The following is an 18,327-nucleotide window of genomic DNA, read 5'->3' on the forward strand; positions in this document are numbered from 1 at the left end:
CCCCTGTCATGACCGTCCCGGAGGAGAGCCGGCCCAAGACGGAGACCACCGACGACCTGCTGGACCACAGGGACGACAACCGCCCCCGCCCGCCGGGCGGGACCGGCCGCACGATGCGCGAGGCACTGGAGGAGGCCGAGGTGCGCCCCGACGACTACGACGACCGGTAGGGCACCCCCGGCACCCCGACCGAACCGACGACGCTTCCGGCAGGAGAGACGGCATGAGCGCGCTGAGTGCGCTGGAACAGACCCTGGAGAACCGATGGGACGCGCTGTGGGCGCGGCTGCGCGACAAGGAACCGGTCGAGATCCTCGACGCCCTGCAACGCGAGTGCGACGACAACGCCGTGGTGTGCCGTGAAGGACGCGTCATGGTTCCCAACGCCTACGACGTCGAACTGCCCGAAGACGTGCACGAGCATCTGACCCGCACCGGCACCGACGTGGGACAGGCCCTCACCGACAGTCTGTCCCGCCACGCGGAACGCCGCGGCTACGAGTTCGCCGGCCTGCTGGCGGTCCACGTGGCGCGGTGCCCCGACGTGCCCAACGGCCGCTACCGGGTGGCCTCCCGGGTCATGCGGCACGTGAGCGCGGACGGGTTCTTCCGCGCGACGCACTGACGTACGCGCACCGCCGCACTCAACGGCGGTACACCGTGATCGAGTGCCCGACGTCATCGACGGGGCGGCTGCCGCAGATCAGTTCGGCCGGCCGCCCCGAGGCCTTCGCGGCCGCCGAGTCCGACACGACCAGCAGCCCCCGCACCGCGTGGACCGGCACCCGTCGGGGATCCGAGGCCTCGACGCCGTAGAAGGACGGCACCCCACCGCCCTTGTAGACGAGCCACACCCGCTCACCCGGGTACCGATCGCGGAGTCGGTCCGCGCGCCGTCCGAGGTCCTGCCCCCAGTCGACGTTCGAGTCGTGCGGCCCCTGCCGGGTCCGCCCCGGCCCCCCGAAGGCCACCGAGCGGGTTCGGCCGGTGCCGGGGGCGAGAGCGACACGGCCCGGGGAACGGCGGGAGCCATCCAGAGGTCCCTCATGGGCCCACTCTGCGACAGCCCCCGCCGTGGAAAGCGCTACCGCCGCACGAGTCGCACCGACAGACCGTCAGCCGTGTGGACGGGCACCGCCCGCAGCGTCCCGGAGTCCAGCTCGACGCGGTCGAATTGGCCGCGCAGCTGCCCGGCGGACAGGACGGGAACCGTCGTGCCCGCGACCGGCGGCCGCTCGGCGTCGAGCCGCAGCGACAGCACGCTGCCCCGGCCCAGCAGAACCCGACGGCCCACCGTGAGGGCCGGGCCGTGGTTCCGGCGCAGCGGCAGCTCCAGCGTCGACTCGCGCTCCTGGACGTAGGAGCCGCGCACCCGCAGGACCTCGGCCGCGCGGAGCGTGCCGCCCGCGACCCGGACGTCGCCCTCGCCCAGGGCGTTCGGCGACGCGGCGACCAGAGTGCCGGCCTCCAGGACGGTCCCGCCGCGGTAGCGGTTGTGGCCCGCCAGGGTGAGCGTGCCCGAGCCGCGCTTGGTCAGACCGCCGTCGCCCTCGATGTCGTTGCGCCAGCTGTCGGCCGCGTGAAAGCCCCCGGCCGCCGCGTCCAGCGTCACGGTGACGTCCCGGTCGAAGGCGCCGTAGCCGTCCGCCGCGGCGAACAGGTTCAGCCGGCCCCACTGCTCGAAGCCGTCCAGCAGGACGTAGCCGGAGGGCAGCGCGGTCGTCCGCAGCACTTCGCGACGCTGGGCCGCGCTCAGGTACGGCAGCCGCGTCTCCAGCAGCACCTCCGCGCCCTTCGGTACGGTCAGCGGGTCCTTGCGGCCGCGGCGGGGCAGGATGTACGTCAGCCGGGGCCGGACCGCACGAGCATTGGCGTCCCGGTCGGCGTAGGGGTCGGTGCCGGTGTCCGCGGAGTGCGCGTACGCGTACAGGGTGTCGGCCGTCGTACCGGTCTTCTTCGTGAAGTAGGCCAGGGCCTGGGCGCGGGCCGCCGCCTTGATCCCTGCGTTGGCCGGGTCCGCCAGGGTGGCTGCGGCCAGCGCGGTGGCCATGATCCGGCCGCCGAGCACATCGACGGGCGAGTGCATGCCGGCGACGATCCGGGTGTGGGCGAGTTCAAGGGCGCGCGTCACCAACTCCTGGAAACGCTCGGGGACCGCGTACGCGTAGGCCAGCGAGGCCAGGTGCAGGGCGTTGGTGTGCCCGCTGGGGAAACCACCGTCCTCGGCCGGCTTGTCGCTGCGCTGACGCAGCAGCTGCGGGGCGACGACGACCTTCGAGTCGTACACCGGGAAGCCGAACTCGTCCTTCCGGCCGGTGTCGACGACCTCGCTGTCCTCGTTCATCCGCCACGGCCGCGGATACAGATAGGCGAACTTGGACGGGTTGCCGGAAGCCCAGTTGCCGCGCAGGGTGTCCACCAGCCGGGCCACCTGGCCGAGTTCGGAGTCGTACGAGCCGGCGCCCAGCGCGGAGCCCGCCGGGGCGTCGGCGGGCACGGCGTCGTCGATCTTGGCGGGTGGTGTGCCGTCCGGGGCACTGGTGATCGAGGTGACCGCCTTGGCCCCCGTCTTGTAGAGCACGGCGAGCGGGCCGAGTCCGTCGATCATCGCGTAGCTCTGGTGCTGGCGGTCGATGACGAAGGCCTTCTTCGCCTCGGCGTCGGTGCGCTCGGTGGTGATCCGCTCGCAGTAGCGCACGTTGGCGCGCAGTATCTCCGGCATGAGCGGTGTGCCGGTGTTCCAGGCGCCGCCGGTCTTCCACACCTTCGACATGCCGCCCAGGATCCGGACGACGGCGTTGGTCTCCGGGGTGAGGTTCGCGGCGATGTTCGACTTGTAGTCGTCGACGAACGCGGCGAAGCCGGTGGCGGCCTGCGCGTCCGCGGCGCCAAGCCAGGACGCGAAGGTCGGCGCGGCGAGCAGGCCCGCCGAGGCGCCGAGGGAGGTCTTGAGAAAGCCCCGCCTGTCGACGGTGGCGGGGGAGCGGTGCCCGGCTGAAGACATGGGTGCGCCTCTCTGGAGTTCTGCGAAGAAGGTGTCGTGGCGTTGCGCGACGGTGCGTCGGCCGTGTGGCCGGGAAGGTGGTGCGGGCTGTGCGACTTCTGGTGCCTGTGGCGACTTCTGTGGCACCTGTTGCGTACGAGCGAAGATCTACGGCCGTGCTGTGACCCTTCGGAGAGGGGCCGGTCACCGGCCGGTGTCCGAAGGGTGAACGGCGGCCCGGCTCACAGAAGCGAACGGGCCAGGGCCAGCGCGCCCTCGACCGGCGGCACCCGCAGCGGCTGCGTCCGGGCCCCGGGCAGGGACTCGGCGAGCGCGGCGGTGAACGCCTCGTACAGCGCGGGCTGGGCGAGCACCGTGCCGCCGGCCACCACCACGTCGTCCACCGCGACCCCGCGTGCGGCCAGCCGTACGACGAGCCCGGCGAGCGCCCGGCCGCCCTCGGCGATCACGTCCCGGGCGAGCGGTGAGCCCGCCTCGGCGGCGGCGAACACGGCCGGGGAGTGGCGGCCCCACTCCGCCGAGACGTCCGTGGCGGCCTCCATGGCGGCGCCGAGCGCGGGCACCTCGGCCACCCCGAACGCGGCGATCAGCCCGGTCGCCAGTGCGTCGGGCTCCTCGCCCCGGTCGTGCGCGGCCCAGACGGCCCGTGCCGCCTCCCGGACGAGACCGGCCGCGCCGCCCTCGTCGCCGAGCACCGCGCCCCAGCCGCCGACCTGGACCGCCTCGCCGCCGGGCAGCCGCCCCACCGCGACCGAACCGGTGCCGGCGACCAGACCCACACCCTTGTCCAGCCCCGCGGCGGGAACGAGCAGCTCGGCATCGCCCACGACGAGCGCGGGCACCCCCAGCCGCTCCTGAAGGGCGGCGCGGATGCCCGCGCACTGGCGTGGCGTCTCGCAGGCGTGACCGCCCACGGCGAGGGCGGACGGTCGTGGCGAGGAGGGCAGGGCGACGGCGATCAGATCTGCCAGCCAGTCGGCGGCGGCCCGGGCGTCGTGCGGGCGCCAGCCCGTACTGCCGCGGACATGATCGACGACGCCCGCGCCGTCCGCGAAGGCGCGCAGATGCGTCTTGGTGCCGCCCACGTCGATACCGACCGCGTAAGGCGTACCGACCGCGTAAGGCATGGAGTCCTGCACGGGTCCTCTTTCGTCGTTGCGCGGCACGGCGACGGCAGGCGAACCACCCGTCGTACCACGGCAGTTGAAGAGGTAGGGAAGCCCCGGGACGGGCTTCTTCCGAACACGGCAGGCGAGTACCGTGAAGTTCGTTAGGAAGTTAACTAACGAAGTAGGGTGCGCGTCAAGAGGCACGGAATTCCCGATGCCGCGCGACCCTCGCGGCCGTCCTGCTCGGCCGCCGCACGACCTGGGGAGACCATGCACCTGAGTGAGAGTGCCCGTGTGGTGTTCGACGTACTGGCCGGGGCGGGAACGGCCACCCGTCCCCAGCTGGCGGCCGGTGCGGGCCTTTCCAAGCCGACCGTCTCCACCGCGGTCGCCGAACTGGAGGCCGTGGAACTCGCCGCCCACTCCGGGCGGGCCTCCGGCGGCACCGGCCGCAGCGCCGCCGTCTACCGGCTCGGCCCGGCCGCCGGTGCCGTACTCGCCGTCGACCTCGGGCCCGCCAGGACGCGGGTGCGCGGTTGCGCCCTGGACGGGACGCTGCTCGCCGAGGGCACCGGCTCCAGGCCGGAGGCCGCCGACACCGTCCGCAAGGTCCTCGACGGGCTGCCCGCCGGAGCCCCGCTGCGGGCCGTCGTCGTCGCCGTCGGCGATGTCACCACCCGGGACGGCGAAGGCGCGGGGGAGCGCCCGGCGACCGCCAAGGCCGGTCCCGTCTTCGACGCCATGGCCGTCGCACTGCCCGAGGGAGTGCCCGTCCACCTGGAGAACAACGTCAACTGCGCCGCGCTCGCCGAACTGGACGAAGGGGCCGCCGTCGGCCGCGAGACCTTCGGCTACCTGCGCATCGGCGTCGGCATCGGACTCGCCGTCGTCATCGGCGGCCGGGTGCTGCGCGGCGCGAACGGCGCCGCCGGTGAGGTGGCCCGGCTGCCCTACCCCTGGGACGAGAGCCGCGCCCCGCGCTACGAGGGCCTGGAGCAGCGCATGGGGTCGCGCACGCTGCTGCGCCGGGCGGCCGAGGCCTGGCAGCAGACCGACGGCCCCCGTCCGCGCACCGCCGAGCGGCTCCTCGCCCTGGCCGGGCAGGGGCATGCCACGGCCCGGTCCGTGATCGACGCGCACGCCGCCGACGTGGGCCGGCTCGCCGCCGCCGTGGCCGCCGTGCTGGACCCCGGCCTGATCGTGCTCGGCGGCGGTACCGGCGCGGACCCGCAGCTCCTGCCCGGGGTGCGGGCCGAGCTGGCCCGGCTGAGCTGGCCCACCGAGGTGGTCAGCAGCGTGGTGGGCGACACCGGCACCGTGGCGGGCGCCAGCAGGCTCGCGGTCGCCCATGGAATTCAAACCGTGACCGGAGCTGTGCGGGCGAAGCATTGACGGCTGCGCCATCGGTCTGCCAATGTCCGGACAAGCGCTTTCTGAGTCGGCCGGGACGCCGACTCCGGGTGAGCCTCCCGCCCGTACGCGAAGTACGGGAGCCGCACGAGGGCGTGCTTGTGCGACGACGGCCGTCATGGCCGGGGACCCCATCCGTCAGGGCGATGCGGTCGGGCGAGGCCGTGCCCCCCGGAAAGCGAAATTTCCTGCAAAATGCACCCGTGCCGCCTCGGCTGGCGCCGTGCTTCTTCCGCTACGACGAAAAGGGATTGAAGATGACCAGTCTGGGTGTGCGGCGCTCCCGCCGTCTCGGCCGCGGCGGCATACGTCGCGTAGTTCCCCTCGCTGCCGTGGCCACGGCAGGTGCCCTTCTGCTCTCCGCCTGCGGGTCGGGGTCCGACTCGGGCGGGAACGCCAAGTCGCTGACGTTCTGGATCTCCACGGTCCCGGGTCAGGACGCGGGCTGGAAGAAGATGGTGGCGCAGTACAAGAAGGAAACCGGCGTCAAGGTCAAGCTCGTCAACATCCCCTACGACGGCTACCCGGCCAAGCTGCACAACGCCGCGCAGGCGAACTCGCTGCCCGACGTCGCGGCCGTGCCGGCGCTGGACCCGATCTGGGCGAACAAGCTGATCGACCTCAAGTCCATCGCCAACAAGAAGAGCAACAAGATCAACGCCAACTTCCTGGCCAAGGACTCGTCCGGGAAGGTGCTGTCCATCCCCTCGGACGTCACCGCCTCCGGTCTGTTCATCAACAAGACGCTGTTCAAGAAGGCCGGCGTCTCCTTCCCGGCCTCGCCCCAGAAGACCTGGACCTGGACCGACTTCATCAAGGCGGCGGACAAGGTCCGCGAGAAGACCGGCGCCAAGTACTCCCTCACGTTCGACCAGTCGCCGTCCCGGCTGCGCGCCATGGTGTACGAGAAGGGCGGGAAGTACGTCCACGCGGACTCCTCCGGCAAGTTCTCGGTCGACGCGGCGACCAAGAAGGCCGTGAAGACCTTCGTCGGATGGAACGACGACAAGACCATGCCGAAGTCGGTGTGGACCAGCGGCGCCGACCCGTCGGCCATGTTCCAGAGCGGTGACGTGGTCGCCTACTGGTCCGGCGTGTGGCAGGTCCCCGCCTTCGCGGAGAGCATCAAGAAGTTCGAGTGGGCGAGCGTCCCGACCCCCGCCCAGCCGGTGCAGGCCAGTGACGTCAACAGCGGCGGCATGACGGTGGGCTTCAACAACAACGCCGCCGCGGCCGACGCCGCGACGAAGTTCCTCAGCTGGCTGTACGAGCCGGCCCACTACCAGGTGCTGTGCGAGACGTCCGGCTTCCTGCCGGTCGAGAGCGGTCTGAACCCGAAGTACCCCTTCAAGTCCGAGGCGGCGCAGGCGGCGTTCAAGCTGTACAACGAGTCGATCCCGCTCTACGCCCCCATCTCCGGCTACTTCAACACCGCGCAGACGAAGTGGGTGCTGAAGGGCAAGAGCCTCCCCGAGGACCCGACCAAGACGGAGCTCGGCAAGGCGATCAACGGACAGCAGTCGTCCGACAAGGCCCTGCAGAACATCGTGGACGTCTACAACCAGCAGGTCGGCGGCTGAGCGCAGGCCGGCGGGTACGGGCGGCGGATCGAGACACCGCCGCCCGGCCCCGGCCCTCACGTGATGCCGGGCTCATGGCCTGAGCCCACAGGAACCCATTCCACCAGCACGGAGTCAGGAAGATGACCAAACGCGCCTCGGACGTGTCCGTGAGCCCGCCCAGGAGACGCAGTAAGTACACCCTTGCGCCGCTCGTCCTCATCGCGGCCAACGTCGTGCTCTTCGCGCTCTTCTTCGTCTGGCCGGCGGTGATCGGGCTCGTCTACTCCTTCACGAACTACACGGGCGTAGGGGTCTTCCAGTTCGTGGGGCTGGACAACTACCAGAACCTGTTCGGGGACTCCACCTTCTACGACGCGCTGAGCCGGACGCTGCTGTACACCGTGCTCTTCGTCCCGCTGAACTTCGTGTTCTCCCTGCTCATCGCGAACGTGGTGGTGAGCAAGCACGCCAAGGGCGCCTCGGTCGCCCGCGTCATCTTCTTCATCCCGTGGCTGCTGTCGCCCATCGTGGTGGGCGTGCTGTGGCGGTGGCTGTTCGGTGAGAACTTCGGACTGGTCAACTACCTCATCCACGAGCTCGGCGGGGACGCCGTTCCGTGGCAGTCGAACGCGGACCTGTCGCTGCTGGTGGTGGTCATGGCGGCGTCCTGGGCCTGGACGGGCTTCTCGATGCTGCTGTTCATCGCGGCGATCAAGAACGTACCCGTGTCGTACTACGAGGCGGCCTCGCTCGACGGCGCCGGCCCCTGGCGCCAGTTCTTCCACATCACGCTGCCGAGCATCGCGCCCACCTCGTTCATCGTCATCCTGCTCAACACGATCAACGCGATGAAGGAGTATCCGGTGTTCGTCGCCCTCAACAACGGCGGACCCGGAACGTCGAACAACCTGCTCGTCCAGTACATCTACGAGACCGGCTTCAAACGGGGCCAGATCGGCTACGCGAGCGCCGCGTCGTTCGTGCTCATGCTCATCCTGATGGCCGTCGCGATCATCCAGCTGATCGTCAACCGACGGGTGGAGAACCGATGACAACCACAGACACGCCACGCCCGGTCGACGCCGGTTCCGCACGGGCCGTCTCCAAGAAGCGTCCCCGTCGGGCAGCCACCGGTGGGATCCGGCAGGCGGTGTCCGCGACGACACTGCTGTGGATCCTGGCCTGCCTCTACGGACTGCCGGTGCTGTGGTTCGTCCTCAGCTCCTTCAAGCCGGCCAGCGACCTGTTCTCGTATCCGCTGACGCTGTTTCCGCACAACCCCACCCTGTCCGGTTTCAAGGCGGCGTGGGACAGCGCCAACTTCTCCCAGTACTTCATCAACACGACCATCGTGTGCGTGATCACGACGATCCTCACGGTGGGAGTCAGCTGCTGCACCGGTTATGCGCTGGCCAAGTACGACAACAGGTGGCTCAAGGTCTTCTTCGTCTGCATCCTGGCCACCACGATGCTGCCGTCCGAGGTCATGCTGGCCCCGGAGTTCCTGGTCGTCCGCGACCTCGGTCTCTACAACTCGTTCGCCGGCATCATCCTCCCGGCCGTGCTCACCGCGACCGGATGCTTCATGTTCCGTCAGTTCTTCCTGACAGTCCCCGACGAACTCGTGGAAGCCGCCCGCATCGACGGCGCCCGCGAACTGTCGATCTTCTTGCGGATCATGGTGCCGCTGTCCCGGCCCATCATGCTGACCCTCGCGATCCTGTCCTTCCAGTGGCGGTGGAACGACTACATCTGGCCGCTGCTGATGCTCAACGACCCCGACAAGTTCACCGTGCAGATCGGCATCCAGAGCATCGTCGGCGCGCAGAACATCAACTGGTCGGTCCTGCTCGGCGCGTCGGTCATCTCCATGATCCCGCTGATCGCCGTCTTCCTGGTCTTCCAGCGCTACGTCATGGGCGCCGACATCAACGCCGGACTGAAGGACTGACCGTGCCCACTGCGCTCGACCACGAGTTCGTCCGCGCGGTGGCCGGCGCCGCCGACCGGCTGGCCGCCCCGCTGGTGGCCGGCCCCGGCGAGGAACCGGCCGGTGTGCCCCACCGCGCTCTGGCGCGCCGGGTGAAGACGCTGATCGCCGCGTACCGGTCCCCGGACTCGGTACTGCACGGCAGCGGGCGGGCCGTCGCCGCCGCGACGACCCACCTCCGTGCGCTGCGCGCCGCGCAGACGGCCACCGGCCTCTTCGCCGACGGCGACAACGTGCAGTCACCGCCGGACTCCGGGTTCACCGTCAACGACGTGTGCGACGCGCATGTCCTCGCCGCCGGCGCGGGGCCGGAACTGCGCGGCGTCACGGACGCCCTCGCCGAGATCGCCGGCGCCGCCTCCGGCAGTCTCCTGACCGGTGGGGTGCACACCCCGAACCACCGCTGGGAGCTGTGCGCGGCGCTGGCCCGGCTGCACAGGTCGTTCCCCGACGACCGGCTCCTCGACCGCGTCGGGGAGTGGCTCGCCGAGGGCGTGGACATCGACGCGGAGGGCCTGTACTCGGAACGGAGCGCCAACTACGCGGCCCACGTGTCCAACCCGTCGCTGCTGCTGCTGGCCGACGTGCTCGACCGCGCCGACCTGCGGGACGCCGTCGAACGCAATCTCGCCGCGACCTTGGACCTCATCAGGCCGGACGGCACCGTGGAGACCGTCCTGTCCCGACGGCAGGACCAGAACCACCCGTTCCCGCTGGCGCCCTACCTGCCGCACTACCGGCTGCTCGCGATCCGCACCGGCCGGGGCGACTTCAGCCGGGCGGCGCGGCTGGCGGCCTCCGGCGGCATCGAGGACCCCGACCTGCTCGCCGAGACCCTCCTCACCCCCGACCTGTGCCGCGTCCTGCCGGAACCGGCCGCGGAGCCGCTTCCGCGTGGCCGGTACATCACGACGGCGCGTCTCGCCGCACGCGCGTCGGCCACCGCGCACACGGTGGTGTACGGCGGCTCGGACGTGCCCGAGCACCGGCGCATCCGCTCGGGCCTCGCCTGCAATCCCACCTTCATGCGCCTGTTCGCCGGCGAAGCAGTCCTCGACGCGGTCCGGCTCTCCCGGGGCTTCTTCGACCTGGGCCCGTTCCGCGCCGCCGACGTGGAGCGGCCCGCCGACCACCGGTACCGGCTCACCGAGAGTCTCACGGCCGCCTACTACCAGCCGCTGCCGCCGGACCTGCGGCGGGACGACGCCGCCTACCGGATGGCGGACGAGGGACGCTTCTCGGCCGCGATGTCCTTCGCGGACCGGCCCCGGGACGAGGTCTCCCACACGACCCGTGTCGAGGTGGACCTGCGTGAGGACGGCGCCGACCTGCGGATCGACATCAGCGGACCGCGGGTGCCCTGGGCCCTCGAGCTGACCTTCCGGTCCGGTGGCGTGCCGGAGGGTGCCGTACCGATCGGCGACGGGCGCTGGTGCCTGACGACCGGCTCGATGACCTACCGGGTCGGTGACGACGAGATCCGGGTCGAGGCCGACGTGGCGTCAGGCGAACCGACGGCCGGGCCGGACCGGAGCGACGTACTGCGCTACGACCCGGGGCAGGACTACAGCGTGGTGGGCGGCACCGACGCGACGACCGGGAACCGCGTCTACATCGGTGGACTCGGCCCGCACACACTGACCGTCGCACTGCGCGCCCACCGGTCCGCACCCGCCGGATGACACGGACGGCCCACGCCGCGACCACCCCGGGCACGAAGGGCTGACCTCGCGGCGCACCTCCCCTGCCGGCCCGGTGCACGGCTCAACGGCGGCTCCGGGGAGGGTGGGGCGGCCACGGCCCGAGGACGGGCAGCCCCTCCGCCGCGACGGGCAGGGCGGCGGGCACGCGCCCGGCCATCCAGGCGGCCAGGTCGCGCACCCGCCCGGTGACGACCGGGCCGGTCCGGCCGGCGCGGGCCCATTCCCGACGCAGATCATCGGCGTGCACCCGGGTGCCCGCAGGCAGCCGGCACAGCAGGAAGTCGATGGCATGGCAGGCCAGTTCCTCCGGCCAGTCCCGCGGCCGTACGCCGAGGTCCAGGTCCACCATGTGCATCCACGCCTCGCGCCACCGGGCGTGGACCGTCGCCGAGACGTCCGCGTCACGGAAGGTCACGGGCCGGCTCCAGTCGACCTCGGTGAAGCGCGCCCACACCGCCTCCAGCTCCGCCGAGCGGGCGGCGAGTTCGGCACGATGTCCGGCGGCACTTCGGCCCGCGTCGGCCTCGATGATCGCGTTCCGCTCCTCGGTGCCGCCCCCGTAGGCCGGCACGAGTTGCCCGCGCAGGGCGTGTTCCGCGAGACGGGTGAACATCCGGGCGTTGTCGGTGAGATGGGCCAGCACGTGTCCCCGCGTCCAGCCCGGCAGCGCGGAAGCGGCCCGGACCTGCTCGTCGTCCAGCGGTGTGACGAGTCGAGCCAGCACGGCATGAGCGGCGATCACCTCGGTCACCGGGGGCCGCACGAGCGCCTCTCCTGGGCGTCGGCGGCCGGGTGGCGGACGGGCGGTGCCTGAGCCGCGAGCTCCCTGAGGGGATCACCGCTCAGCCGGCACACCTTCCACTCGTCCAGGAGCTCGACCCCGAGCGACTTGTAGAAGTCGATCGCCGGCGTGTTCCAGGCCAGGACCCACCACTCGAAGCGGTCGTACCCGTTGCGCCGGCAGGTCGCCGCGAGGGCGGCGAGCAGCGCCTTGCCGTACCCCACCCCCCGGGCGTGCGTACGCACGTAGAGGTCCTCCAAGTGCATACCGCGCGTGCCCGTCCAGGTGGAGAAGCGCGGGAACCACAGGGCGTAGCCCATGACCTCACCCGTGCCGTCGTCCTCGGCGATCAGCGCGAACGCGGCGGGGTGCTCCCCGAACAGCGCTTCACGAAGTTGTTCCTCGGTGGCCCGGGCCTGTTCCACGGCCCGTTCGTACGCGGCGAGTTCGCGGATCATCGCGCGGATCTCGGGGATGTCGTTCACGGTGGCGGACCTGATCATGGGCAGATCATGCCCCGTCGGCGGGCGGCCGGGAAACGGCTTGCCCGGGCGGACCGACTCGGTGATTCTGGCGCGATGTTGACCTCCCTCGTCGCGTTCGTCGGCGCCGCCTTCCTGATCGCCGTCACTCCGGGCCCGAGTACGGTCGTGATCCTGCGCCGGTCGGTGGCCGACGGTCGCAGAACCGGAACGGCCGCCGTCCTGGGCAACGAGTGCGGTGTGCTGCTGTGGGGTCTGGCCGCCGCCTTCGGCCTGTCGGCGCTGCTGCTGGCCTCGCAGATCGCCTACGACGTCATTCGGATCGCGGGTGCCGTGGTGCTGGTGTGGATGGGAGCCCGTGCGCTGTGGCGGGCCCGGCGTCCCGGCGGCGGGGAAGCGGAGCCGGCCGCGTGGGCGCCGGTCTCACTGCGGCGGGCCTACTGGCAGGGGCTGGTCACCAACGCCGCGAACCCCAAAGCGGGGCTGTTCGCGGTCTCCTTCCTGCCTCAGTTCGTGCCCGAGGGGGCCGCCGTGCTGCCCACCCTGCTCGCCCTCTCGGTGGTCTGGGCCGTGGTGGACCTGGTCTGGTACCTGCCCGTGGTGTGGCTGGCAGGGCGGGTCGGGGGCGTGCTCAGGAGGCAGTCCGTGCGGCGTCGCATGGAGCAGGTTTCGGGTGCTGTCCTGGTGGGGCTGGGCGTGCGGCTGGCCGTGGACGCCTGAAGGGGGTCACGCCTCCGGGCGCGGCAGTGCCGGCTCCGTAACCACCAGGTCCGCCCGCCCCCGGCTCGTCGCGACCAGTTCGGCGTTGCGCTCGTCCGAGCGCGACACCCAGGCCACCGCCTCCTCGTGTGTCTTGCCGAACCGCTCGTGGCGGGCGACCAGCCGGCGGACGCGCTCGGGCTCGGGCAGCTCGCAGAACCACACCTCGTCGAGGAGGGGGCGGACGCGTGGCCAGGCGCCGGTGGTCAGGAGCAGGTAGTTGCCCTCGGTGATGACCAGGCGGGCCGTCGGCGGCACCGGGATCGCGCCGGCGAGCGGCTGCTCCAGGACGCGTTCAAAACCGGGCGCGTAGACCACGTCGTCGCCGGGCTCGTCGCGCAGCCGCCGCAGCAGGGCCGCGTACCCGGCCGCGTCGAACGTGTCGGGCGCGCCCTTGCGGTCCCGGCGACCGAGACGCTCCAGTTCGGCGTCGGCGAGGTGGAAGCCGTCCATGGGGACGTGTGCGACCCAGGGGTCGCCGGTGCCGTTCAACTCCCGCACCAGGTGCTCGGCGAGCGTCGACTTGCCCGCGCCGGGGCTGCCCGCGATGCCGAGGATCGCGCGCCGGCCGCCCCGGGGGAGGGTCCGGGCGCGGTGGACGAGGTCGTCGAAGGTGAGCGGCACAGAGAGAGTCTGCCACCCGGGGCGGGCGCGAACGCCGGGGGGCGTCACACCCCTCGCGCCCCCGGCGTGTGGCGTGCGCCACTCACTGGAACATCTCCGGGTGGGGAACCGGTCCTGTATGACGCAGCTCGGTCTCCCCGAAGACATCCACGCCTGCCTGTTCGACCTCGACGGAGTCGTCACCAAGACGGCCGTCGTGCACGCGGCCGCCTGGAAGGAGATGTTCGACGCCTTCCTGCGTGAGCGGGACGGTGCGGAGTACCGGCCGTTCGCATCGGCGGACTACGACGAGTACGTCGACGGGCGGCCACGCGCCGACGGGGTGCGTTCCTTCCTCGCCTCCCGCGGCATCGACCTGCCGGACGGCGACCCGGACGACCCACCGGGCGCCGAGACCGTGCACGGACTCGGCAACCGCAAGAACGAGCTGGTCCTCGAGAAGATCCGCACCGACGGCGTCGAGGCCTACGACGGCACCCTGCGCTACCTGGAGGCCGTCCGGGCCCATGGACTGAGCACCGCGATCGTCTCCTCCAGCGCCAACTGCCGAGACGTGCTCCGCTCGATCGGCGCCGAGCACTTCTTCGACGTCCGCATCGACGGCGTCGTCGCCGCCGAGCGCGAACTGCCCGGCAAGCCGCACCCCGACACGTTCCTGGCCGCCGCCGAGGACCTCGGCGTCGACGCCTCCCAAGCGGCCGTCTTCGAGGACGCCCTGGCCGGCATGGACGCCGGCCGCGCCGGCCGTTTCGGATACGTCGTCGGAGTCGACCGGGTCGGGCAGAGCGACGCGCTGTACCGGCACGGCGCCGACGTCGTGGTGAAGGACCTCGCCGAACTGGGGGAGACCGAGTGATCACACAGCGGGCGTACAACGTCGAGCCCTGGACCGTGCGCGAGACGGAACTCAACCTCGACGTCCTGGCGCAGAGCGAGTCCGTGTTCGCCCTGTCCAACGGGCACGTCGGCTGGCGCGGCAACCTCGACGAGGGCGAACCCCACGGCCTGCCCGGCTCCTACCTCAACGGCGTTCACGAACTGCACCCGCTGCCGTACGCCGAGGCCGGCTACGGCTACCCGGAGTCGGGTCAGACCTCCATCAACGTCACCAACGGCAAGGTGCTGCGGCTCCTGGTCGACGACGAGCCGTTCGACCTGCGCTACGGGCGGCTCGTCACCCACGAGCGGACCCTCGACCTGCGGCGGGGCGTCCTGGAGCGGGTCTGCGAATGGGCCTCCCCGGCCGGCTCGACCGTCCGGGTCCGCTCCACGCGCCTGGTGTCCCTCACCCAGCGCGCGATAGCCGCCGTCGCCTACGAGGTGGAACCCGTCGACAGCCGGACCCGCGTGGTCGTCCAGTCGGAGCTCGTCACCAACGAGAGCCTGCCCGAGCCGGACGGCGACCCGCGCGCCGCCAAGGCGCTGAAGTCGCCGCTGGAACCGGAGGAGGACCTCGCCACGGGCAGCCGGCTGCGCCTGGTCCACCGCACCCGCCGCAGCGGCCTGCGGGTCGCCGTGGCCGCCGACCACACCGTCACCGGCCCCGAACGGACCACGACGAGCAGCGAGTCCAACGTGGACGTGGCCCGGCTGACCGTCACCTCCGTCCTGGAACCGGGGGAGCGGCTGCGCGTGGAGAAGCTGGTCGCGCACGGCTGGTCCGGCGTCCGCTCCCGGCCCGCGATGAGCGACCAGGTCGAGGCAGCCCTGGCGGCGGCCGGACACAGCGGCTGGCAGGGGCTCCTGGAGGACCAGCGGGCCTACCTCGACGACTTCTGGGCGCGCGCCGATGTCGAGATCGACGGCGACGAGGAGATCCAGCAGGCCGTCCGCTTCGCCCTCTTCCACGTTCTCCAGGCCGGGGCCCGCGCCGAACAGCGCGCCATCCCCGCCAAGGGACTCACCGGCTCCGGCTACGACGGCCACGCCTTCTGGGACACCGAGGCGTTCGTGCTGCCGCTGCTGACGTACACCGCGCCGAAGTCCGCCGCCGAGGCCCTGCGCTGGCGCCTGGAGACCCTGCCCGCCGCCCGCGAGCGCGCCGTCCAACTCGGTCTGCGGGGCGCCGCGTTCCCCTGGCGGACCATCGAGGGCTCGGAGGGCTCCGCGTACTGGCCGGCCGGCACGGCGGCCTTCCACGTGGGCGCCGACATCGCCGACGCCGTCGTGCGGTACGTCGCCGTCACCGGTGACGAGACCTTCGAACGCGAGGTCGGCGTGGAGCTGCTGGTGGAGACCGCCCGCCTGTGGCGCTCCCTCGGCCACCACGACGACCGGGGCGCCTTCCACATCGACGGTGTCACCGGACCGGACGAGTACAGCGCCATCGCCGACGACAACACGTACACCAACCTCATGGCCCGGGCGAACCTGCTGGCCGCCGCCGACGCCTGCAAACGCCACCCCGACGAGGCCGCGCGGCTGGGCGCCGACGAGGAGGAGCGGGCCGCCTGGCGGGCCGCCGCCGAGGCCATGAACGTCCCGTACAACGAGGAACTCGGCGTGCACGAGCAGCACTCCGGCTTCACCCGCTACCAGCGCTGGGACTTCGCCCGCACCGGCCCGGACCAGTACCCCCTGATGCTCCACTTCCCCTACTTCGACCTGTACCGCAAACAGGTCGTCAAGCAGGCGGACCTGGTGCTGGCCATGTACACCTGCGGCGCGTTCTTCGAGGAGTTCTTCGACGAGGAGCAGATCGCCCGCAACTTCGCCTACTACGAGCCGCTGACCGTCCGCGACTCCTCCCTGTCCGCCTGCGTCCAGGCCGTCATGGCAGCCCGGGCCGGCCACCTCGACCTGGCGAGCGACTACACGGCCGAGGCCGCGCTGATGGACCTCGGCGACCTGGAGCACAACACCCGCGACGGCCTGCACATCGCCTCGCTGGCCGGTACCTGGATGGCCCTGGTCGCCGGGTTCGGCGGCATGCGGTGCAGCGACGGCACCCTGCGGTTCGCGCCCCGCCTGCCCGAGCGCTACAGCCGGCTCGCCTTCACCGTGGGCTTCCTCGACCGGTGCCTGCGCGTCGAACTGACCGCAGACCGGGCCACCTACACCCTCAACTCCGGCTTGCCCCTGACCATCCGCCACCACGGCACCGAGCTCACGGTGAGCGAGGACGCCCCCGTCTCCCACCCCATCCCAGACCTGCCCCACCGCCCGGCCCCGGCCCAGCCCCCGCACCGCGCCCCGAACGCCCGCTGACCCACTCGCGGGTCAGGCACTTGGCCGAGTTCCGCCCTGCGCCCCCACGTCCCCCGGGTTAGCTTGATCGTGTTTTCGATCAACGGGGTAAGGGGCGGAACATGGCCGATGGCGCGAACGCCATCCTGGTACGGCGGCGAAGACGCGAAGAGACGGCCGGCCCGCGCACCACCCCCTGGACGCGCGGCAACCGCCCCTTGGCCGTCCTGGCCGCCGTCTTCACGCTCGCGCAGCTCGCCCTCGTCCGGCCCGTCCTGGGCCTGGGCTGGGACGAGATCGTCTACGTCAGCCAGGTCACCTCGCACCACCCCGCGGCATTCTTCAGCGCCCCCCGTTCCCGCGGCGTCTCGCTGCTGGTCGCGCCCGTCGCGTCCTGGTCGTCGTCCGTCCCCCTGCTGCGCGTCTACCTCGCCCTGCTGTCCGGACTCGCCCTCTACCTGGCCCTGCGCGCCTGGCGCGGCCTGTTCCCGACCCGCGTCCTGCTCGGCGGCGGGGCCCTCTTCGCCTCCCTGTGGATGACCCTCTTCTACGGTCCGCAGGCCATGCCCAACTACTGGGTCGCGATCGGTGCCCTGATCAGCGTCGGCTGCTTCCTGAGGACGCGGGCGCAACGCTCCTCCTCCAGGACGCTGTGGGGCCTCGCGGCGGGCGGCGCGCTGATGGCCTGGATGCGTCCCACCGACGCGGTCTACGTGGCTTTGCCGCTGCTCGTCCTCGCCCTGGTGCGCCGCCACTGGCGCCTCCTGCTCGTGCTCGCGGCGGGCCTCGCGGCGGGCGCCGTGCCCTGGGTGATCGAGGCGTACCTGAGCCACGGCGGCCTCGGGGCGCGGCTGGCGGAGGCCTCCCGGATCCAGGGCGGGCTGGGCTGGCAGATCGCCGTCGACGACCAGCTGCGCAGCCTGGGCGGACGGGTCCTGTGCCGGCCGTGCACCGGGTCGATGCCCACCCCGCTGGTCACCTTCTGGTGGTTCACTCTGCCCGTCCTGGCCGGCCTCGCGCTGGTGGTCGCGGCCCGTGCCCGGCGCCCGGAACGGACCCTGGTCCCGCTGGTCTGCGCCACCACGGCCGCGCTGCCGTACCTGTTCATGATCGGCTACGCGGCCCCGCGCTTCCTCCAGCCGGCCTACGCCCTGCTCGCGATCCCGGTCGCCGATGCCCTGCGGCACCTGGTCGGAGGCCCGGGCGGATCATGGCGCCCGGTGGCCGCCCCCCTCGTCGCGTTCGTCCTGGCCGGGCATCTCGCGGCGCAGCTCGCCGTTCTGGACGGCGCCGTGTCGCGCAACACCGAGAGCCGCCGCGACTGGGGCCGCACCGCCGACGCCCTGCACCGGCTCGGCGTCCGCCCACCCTGCCTGCTCACCGGCCACGAGGCCATCCCGATCGGCTACTACACCGGCTGCTCCTCGGGGGCGACGTCCGGAAACAACGAGAACATCACCGTGGCCGGGGTCCTGCGCACCGCGGACCGCCTCCCGGTCGCCCACCTCGCACCGGCCGGCGCCACCCCGCCCCGCTACGCCCGCTCCTGGCCCGCCCACCGGATCGCGGACCTGGACGTCCGTGTCGCGCCGGGGCCCTGACACAGCGCGGCGCGCTTCCCGTCCGTCCCGGTCAGGTAGGAGTCGGTCGACGTGCCGGCCCTCACCTACCGCGACGGCGTGCTCATCGCGGGCGACCGGCGGGCGACGCTGGGCAA

At 72.0% G+C, this 18,327-nt stretch carries 16 protein-coding genes and 1 pseudogene; 11 read left to right on the forward strand and 6 right to left on the reverse strand.

The features are described from left to right. The first annotated feature begins 8 nt into the window (after positions 1–8). Both QOL88_RS36735 and QOL88_RS36740 read left to right on the forward strand, forming a co-directional pair. A complete protein-coding gene (locus QOL88_RS36735; RefSeq protein ID WP_179879060.1) occupies positions 9–170 on the forward strand; it encodes a hypothetical protein in 162 nt (53 codons plus the stop codon). A gap of 53 nt (positions 171–223) precedes the next feature. Then, entirely contained in the window at positions 224–625 is a 402-nt protein-coding gene (locus QOL88_RS36740; protein WP_097222519.1) for a DUF3662 domain-containing protein, read from the forward strand. A gap of 19 nt (positions 626–644) precedes the next feature. Here the strand turns inward: QOL88_RS36740 and QOL88_RS36745 are convergent. From QOL88_RS36745 to QOL88_RS36755, 3 genes and pseudogenes are all read right to left on the reverse strand, one after another. Then, a pseudogene (locus tag QOL88_RS36745) lies at positions 645–968 on the reverse strand (phospholipid carrier-dependent glycosyltransferase); the annotation flags it as partial. A 116-nt stretch (positions 969–1,084) separates the two neighbouring features. Continuing rightward, a complete protein-coding gene (locus QOL88_RS36750) occupies positions 1,085–3,004 on the reverse strand; it encodes a phosphatase PAP2 family protein (RefSeq protein WP_097222520.1) in 1,920 nt (639 codons plus the stop codon). Positions 3,005–3,225: 221 nt separating this feature from the next. Beyond that, a complete protein-coding gene (locus QOL88_RS36755) occupies positions 3,226–4,131 on the reverse strand; it encodes an N-acetylglucosamine kinase (RefSeq protein WP_097223357.1) in 906 nt (301 codons plus the stop codon). 252 nt (positions 4,132–4,383) lie between these two features. On the opposite strand from QOL88_RS36755, the gene QOL88_RS36760 reads away from it, so the two are divergent. The 5 genes from QOL88_RS36760 to QOL88_RS36780 all read left to right on the forward strand — a co-directional run bounded on the left by QOL88_RS36760 (position 4,384) and on the right by QOL88_RS36780 (position 10,757). Next, entirely contained in the window at positions 4,384–5,505 is a 1,122-nt protein-coding gene (locus QOL88_RS36760) for an ROK family protein (protein WP_097222521.1), read from the forward strand. Between the two features lie 275 nt (positions 5,506–5,780). Continuing rightward, positions 5,781–7,103 (forward strand): ABC transporter substrate-binding protein, encoded by a 1,323-nt coding sequence (locus tag QOL88_RS36765; RefSeq protein WP_097223358.1) that lies wholly within the window; start codon positions 5,781–5,783, stop codon positions 7,101–7,103. A 122-nt stretch (positions 7,104–7,225) separates the two neighbouring features. After that, positions 7,226–8,137 (forward strand): carbohydrate ABC transporter permease, encoded by a 912-nt coding sequence (locus QOL88_RS36770; RefSeq protein ID WP_097222522.1) that lies wholly within the window; start codon positions 7,226–7,228, stop codon positions 8,135–8,137. Next, complete coding sequence (locus QOL88_RS36775; RefSeq protein WP_097222523.1) at positions 8,134–9,036, forward strand: carbohydrate ABC transporter permease; 903 nt, start codon at positions 8,134–8,136, stop codon at positions 9,034–9,036. The genes QOL88_RS36770 and QOL88_RS36775 overlap by 4 nt, the downstream gene beginning before the upstream one ends. Before the next feature lie 2 nt (positions 9,037–9,038). Then, positions 9,039–10,757 carry a hypothetical protein gene (locus tag QOL88_RS36780; protein ID WP_097222524.1) on the forward strand — a complete coding sequence of 573 codons (1,719 nt, stop codon included), beginning with the start codon at positions 9,039–9,041 and terminating at the stop codon, positions 10,755–10,757. Between the two features lie 82 nt (positions 10,758–10,839). On the opposite strand, the gene QOL88_RS36785 is transcribed toward QOL88_RS36780, so the two are convergent. Next, positions 10,840–11,541 carry a maleylpyruvate isomerase family mycothiol-dependent enzyme gene (locus tag QOL88_RS36785; RefSeq protein ID WP_097222525.1) on the reverse strand — a complete coding sequence of 234 codons (702 nt, stop codon included), beginning with the start codon at positions 11,539–11,541 and terminating at the stop codon, positions 10,840–10,842. Next, entirely contained in the window at positions 11,526–12,062 is a 537-nt protein-coding gene (locus QOL88_RS36790; RefSeq protein ID WP_097222526.1) for a GNAT family N-acetyltransferase, read from the reverse strand. The genes QOL88_RS36785 and QOL88_RS36790 overlap by 16 nt, the downstream gene beginning before the upstream one ends. Before the next feature lie 75 nt (positions 12,063–12,137). On the opposite strand from QOL88_RS36790, the gene QOL88_RS36795 reads away from it, so the two are divergent. Then, complete coding sequence (locus tag QOL88_RS36795) at positions 12,138–12,761, forward strand: LysE family translocator (RefSeq protein ID WP_097222527.1); 624 nt, start codon at positions 12,138–12,140, stop codon at positions 12,759–12,761. Between the two features lie 6 nt (positions 12,762–12,767). Here the strand turns inward: QOL88_RS36795 and QOL88_RS36800 are convergent, their stop codons facing one another. Next, positions 12,768–13,424: a nucleoside/nucleotide kinase family protein gene (locus tag QOL88_RS36800; protein WP_097222528.1), complete on the reverse strand. Its 657-nt coding sequence runs from the start codon at positions 13,422–13,424 to the stop codon at positions 12,768–12,770. A gap of 118 nt (positions 13,425–13,542) precedes the next feature. Between QOL88_RS36800 and QOL88_RS36805 the strand changes: the two genes are divergently transcribed. The 3 genes from QOL88_RS36805 (at position 13,543) to QOL88_RS36815 (ending at position 18,211) form a co-directional block, all read left to right on the forward strand. Then, positions 13,543–14,280, forward strand: coding sequence for a beta-phosphoglucomutase family hydrolase (locus QOL88_RS36805; protein WP_097222529.1), 738 nt, complete (start codon positions 13,543–13,545; stop codon positions 14,278–14,280). Continuing rightward, the gene (locus QOL88_RS36810) at positions 14,277–16,631 is read left to right on the forward strand and encodes a glycoside hydrolase family 65 protein (protein ID WP_097222530.1); all 2,355 of its coding nucleotides are present in this window, start codon (positions 14,277–14,279) and stop codon (positions 16,629–16,631) included. Before QOL88_RS36805 ends, QOL88_RS36810 begins: the two co-directional genes overlap by 4 nt. A gap of 101 nt (positions 16,632–16,732) precedes the next feature. Continuing rightward, positions 16,733–18,211 carry a hypothetical protein gene (locus QOL88_RS36815; protein WP_097222531.1) on the forward strand — a complete coding sequence of 493 codons (1,479 nt, stop codon included), beginning with the start codon at positions 16,733–16,735 and terminating at the stop codon, positions 18,209–18,211. Positions 18,212–18,327 lie beyond the last annotated feature (116 nt).

This window comes from Streptomyces sp. Ag82_O1-12, from assembly GCF_900182715.1.
Lineage (GTDB): Bacteria > Actinomycetota > Actinomycetes > Streptomycetales > Streptomycetaceae > Streptomyces > Streptomyces massasporeus.

Coding starts and splice junctions, on each gene's coding strand:
- QOL88_RS36750 (WP_097222520.1), bottom strand. CDS start 3,004: ATGTCTTCAGCCGGGCACCGCTCCCCCGCCACCGTCGACAGGCGGGGC.
- QOL88_RS36770 (WP_097222522.1), top strand. CDS start 7,226: ATGACCAAACGCGCCTCGGACGTGTCCGTGAGCCCGCCCAGGAGACGC.
- QOL88_RS36735 (WP_179879060.1), top strand. CDS start 9: ATGACCGTCCCGGAGGAGAGCCGGCCCAAGACGGAGACCACCGACGAC.
- QOL88_RS36760 (WP_097222521.1), top strand. CDS start 4,384: ATGCACCTGAGTGAGAGTGCCCGTGTGGTGTTCGACGTACTGGCCGGG.
- QOL88_RS36775 (WP_097222523.1), top strand. CDS start 8,134: ATGACAACCACAGACACGCCACGCCCGGTCGACGCCGGTTCCGCACGG.
- QOL88_RS36815 (WP_097222531.1), top strand. CDS start 16,733: ATGGCCGATGGCGCGAACGCCATCCTGGTACGGCGGCGAAGACGCGAA.
- QOL88_RS36790 (WP_097222526.1), bottom strand. CDS start 12,062: ATGATCAGGTCCGCCACCGTGAACGACATCCCCGAGATCCGCGCGATG.
- QOL88_RS36765 (WP_097223358.1), top strand. CDS start 5,781: ATGACCAGTCTGGGTGTGCGGCGCTCCCGCCGTCTCGGCCGCGGCGGC.
- QOL88_RS36795 (WP_097222527.1), top strand. CDS start 12,138: ATGTTGACCTCCCTCGTCGCGTTCGTCGGCGCCGCCTTCCTGATCGCC.
- QOL88_RS36805 (WP_097222529.1), top strand. CDS start 13,543: ATGACGCAGCTCGGTCTCCCCGAAGACATCCACGCCTGCCTGTTCGAC.
- QOL88_RS36740 (WP_097222519.1), top strand. CDS start 224: ATGAGCGCGCTGAGTGCGCTGGAACAGACCCTGGAGAACCGATGGGAC.
- QOL88_RS36755 (WP_097223357.1), bottom strand. CDS start 4,131: ATGCCTTACGCGGTCGGTACGCCTTACGCGGTCGGTATCGACGTGGGC.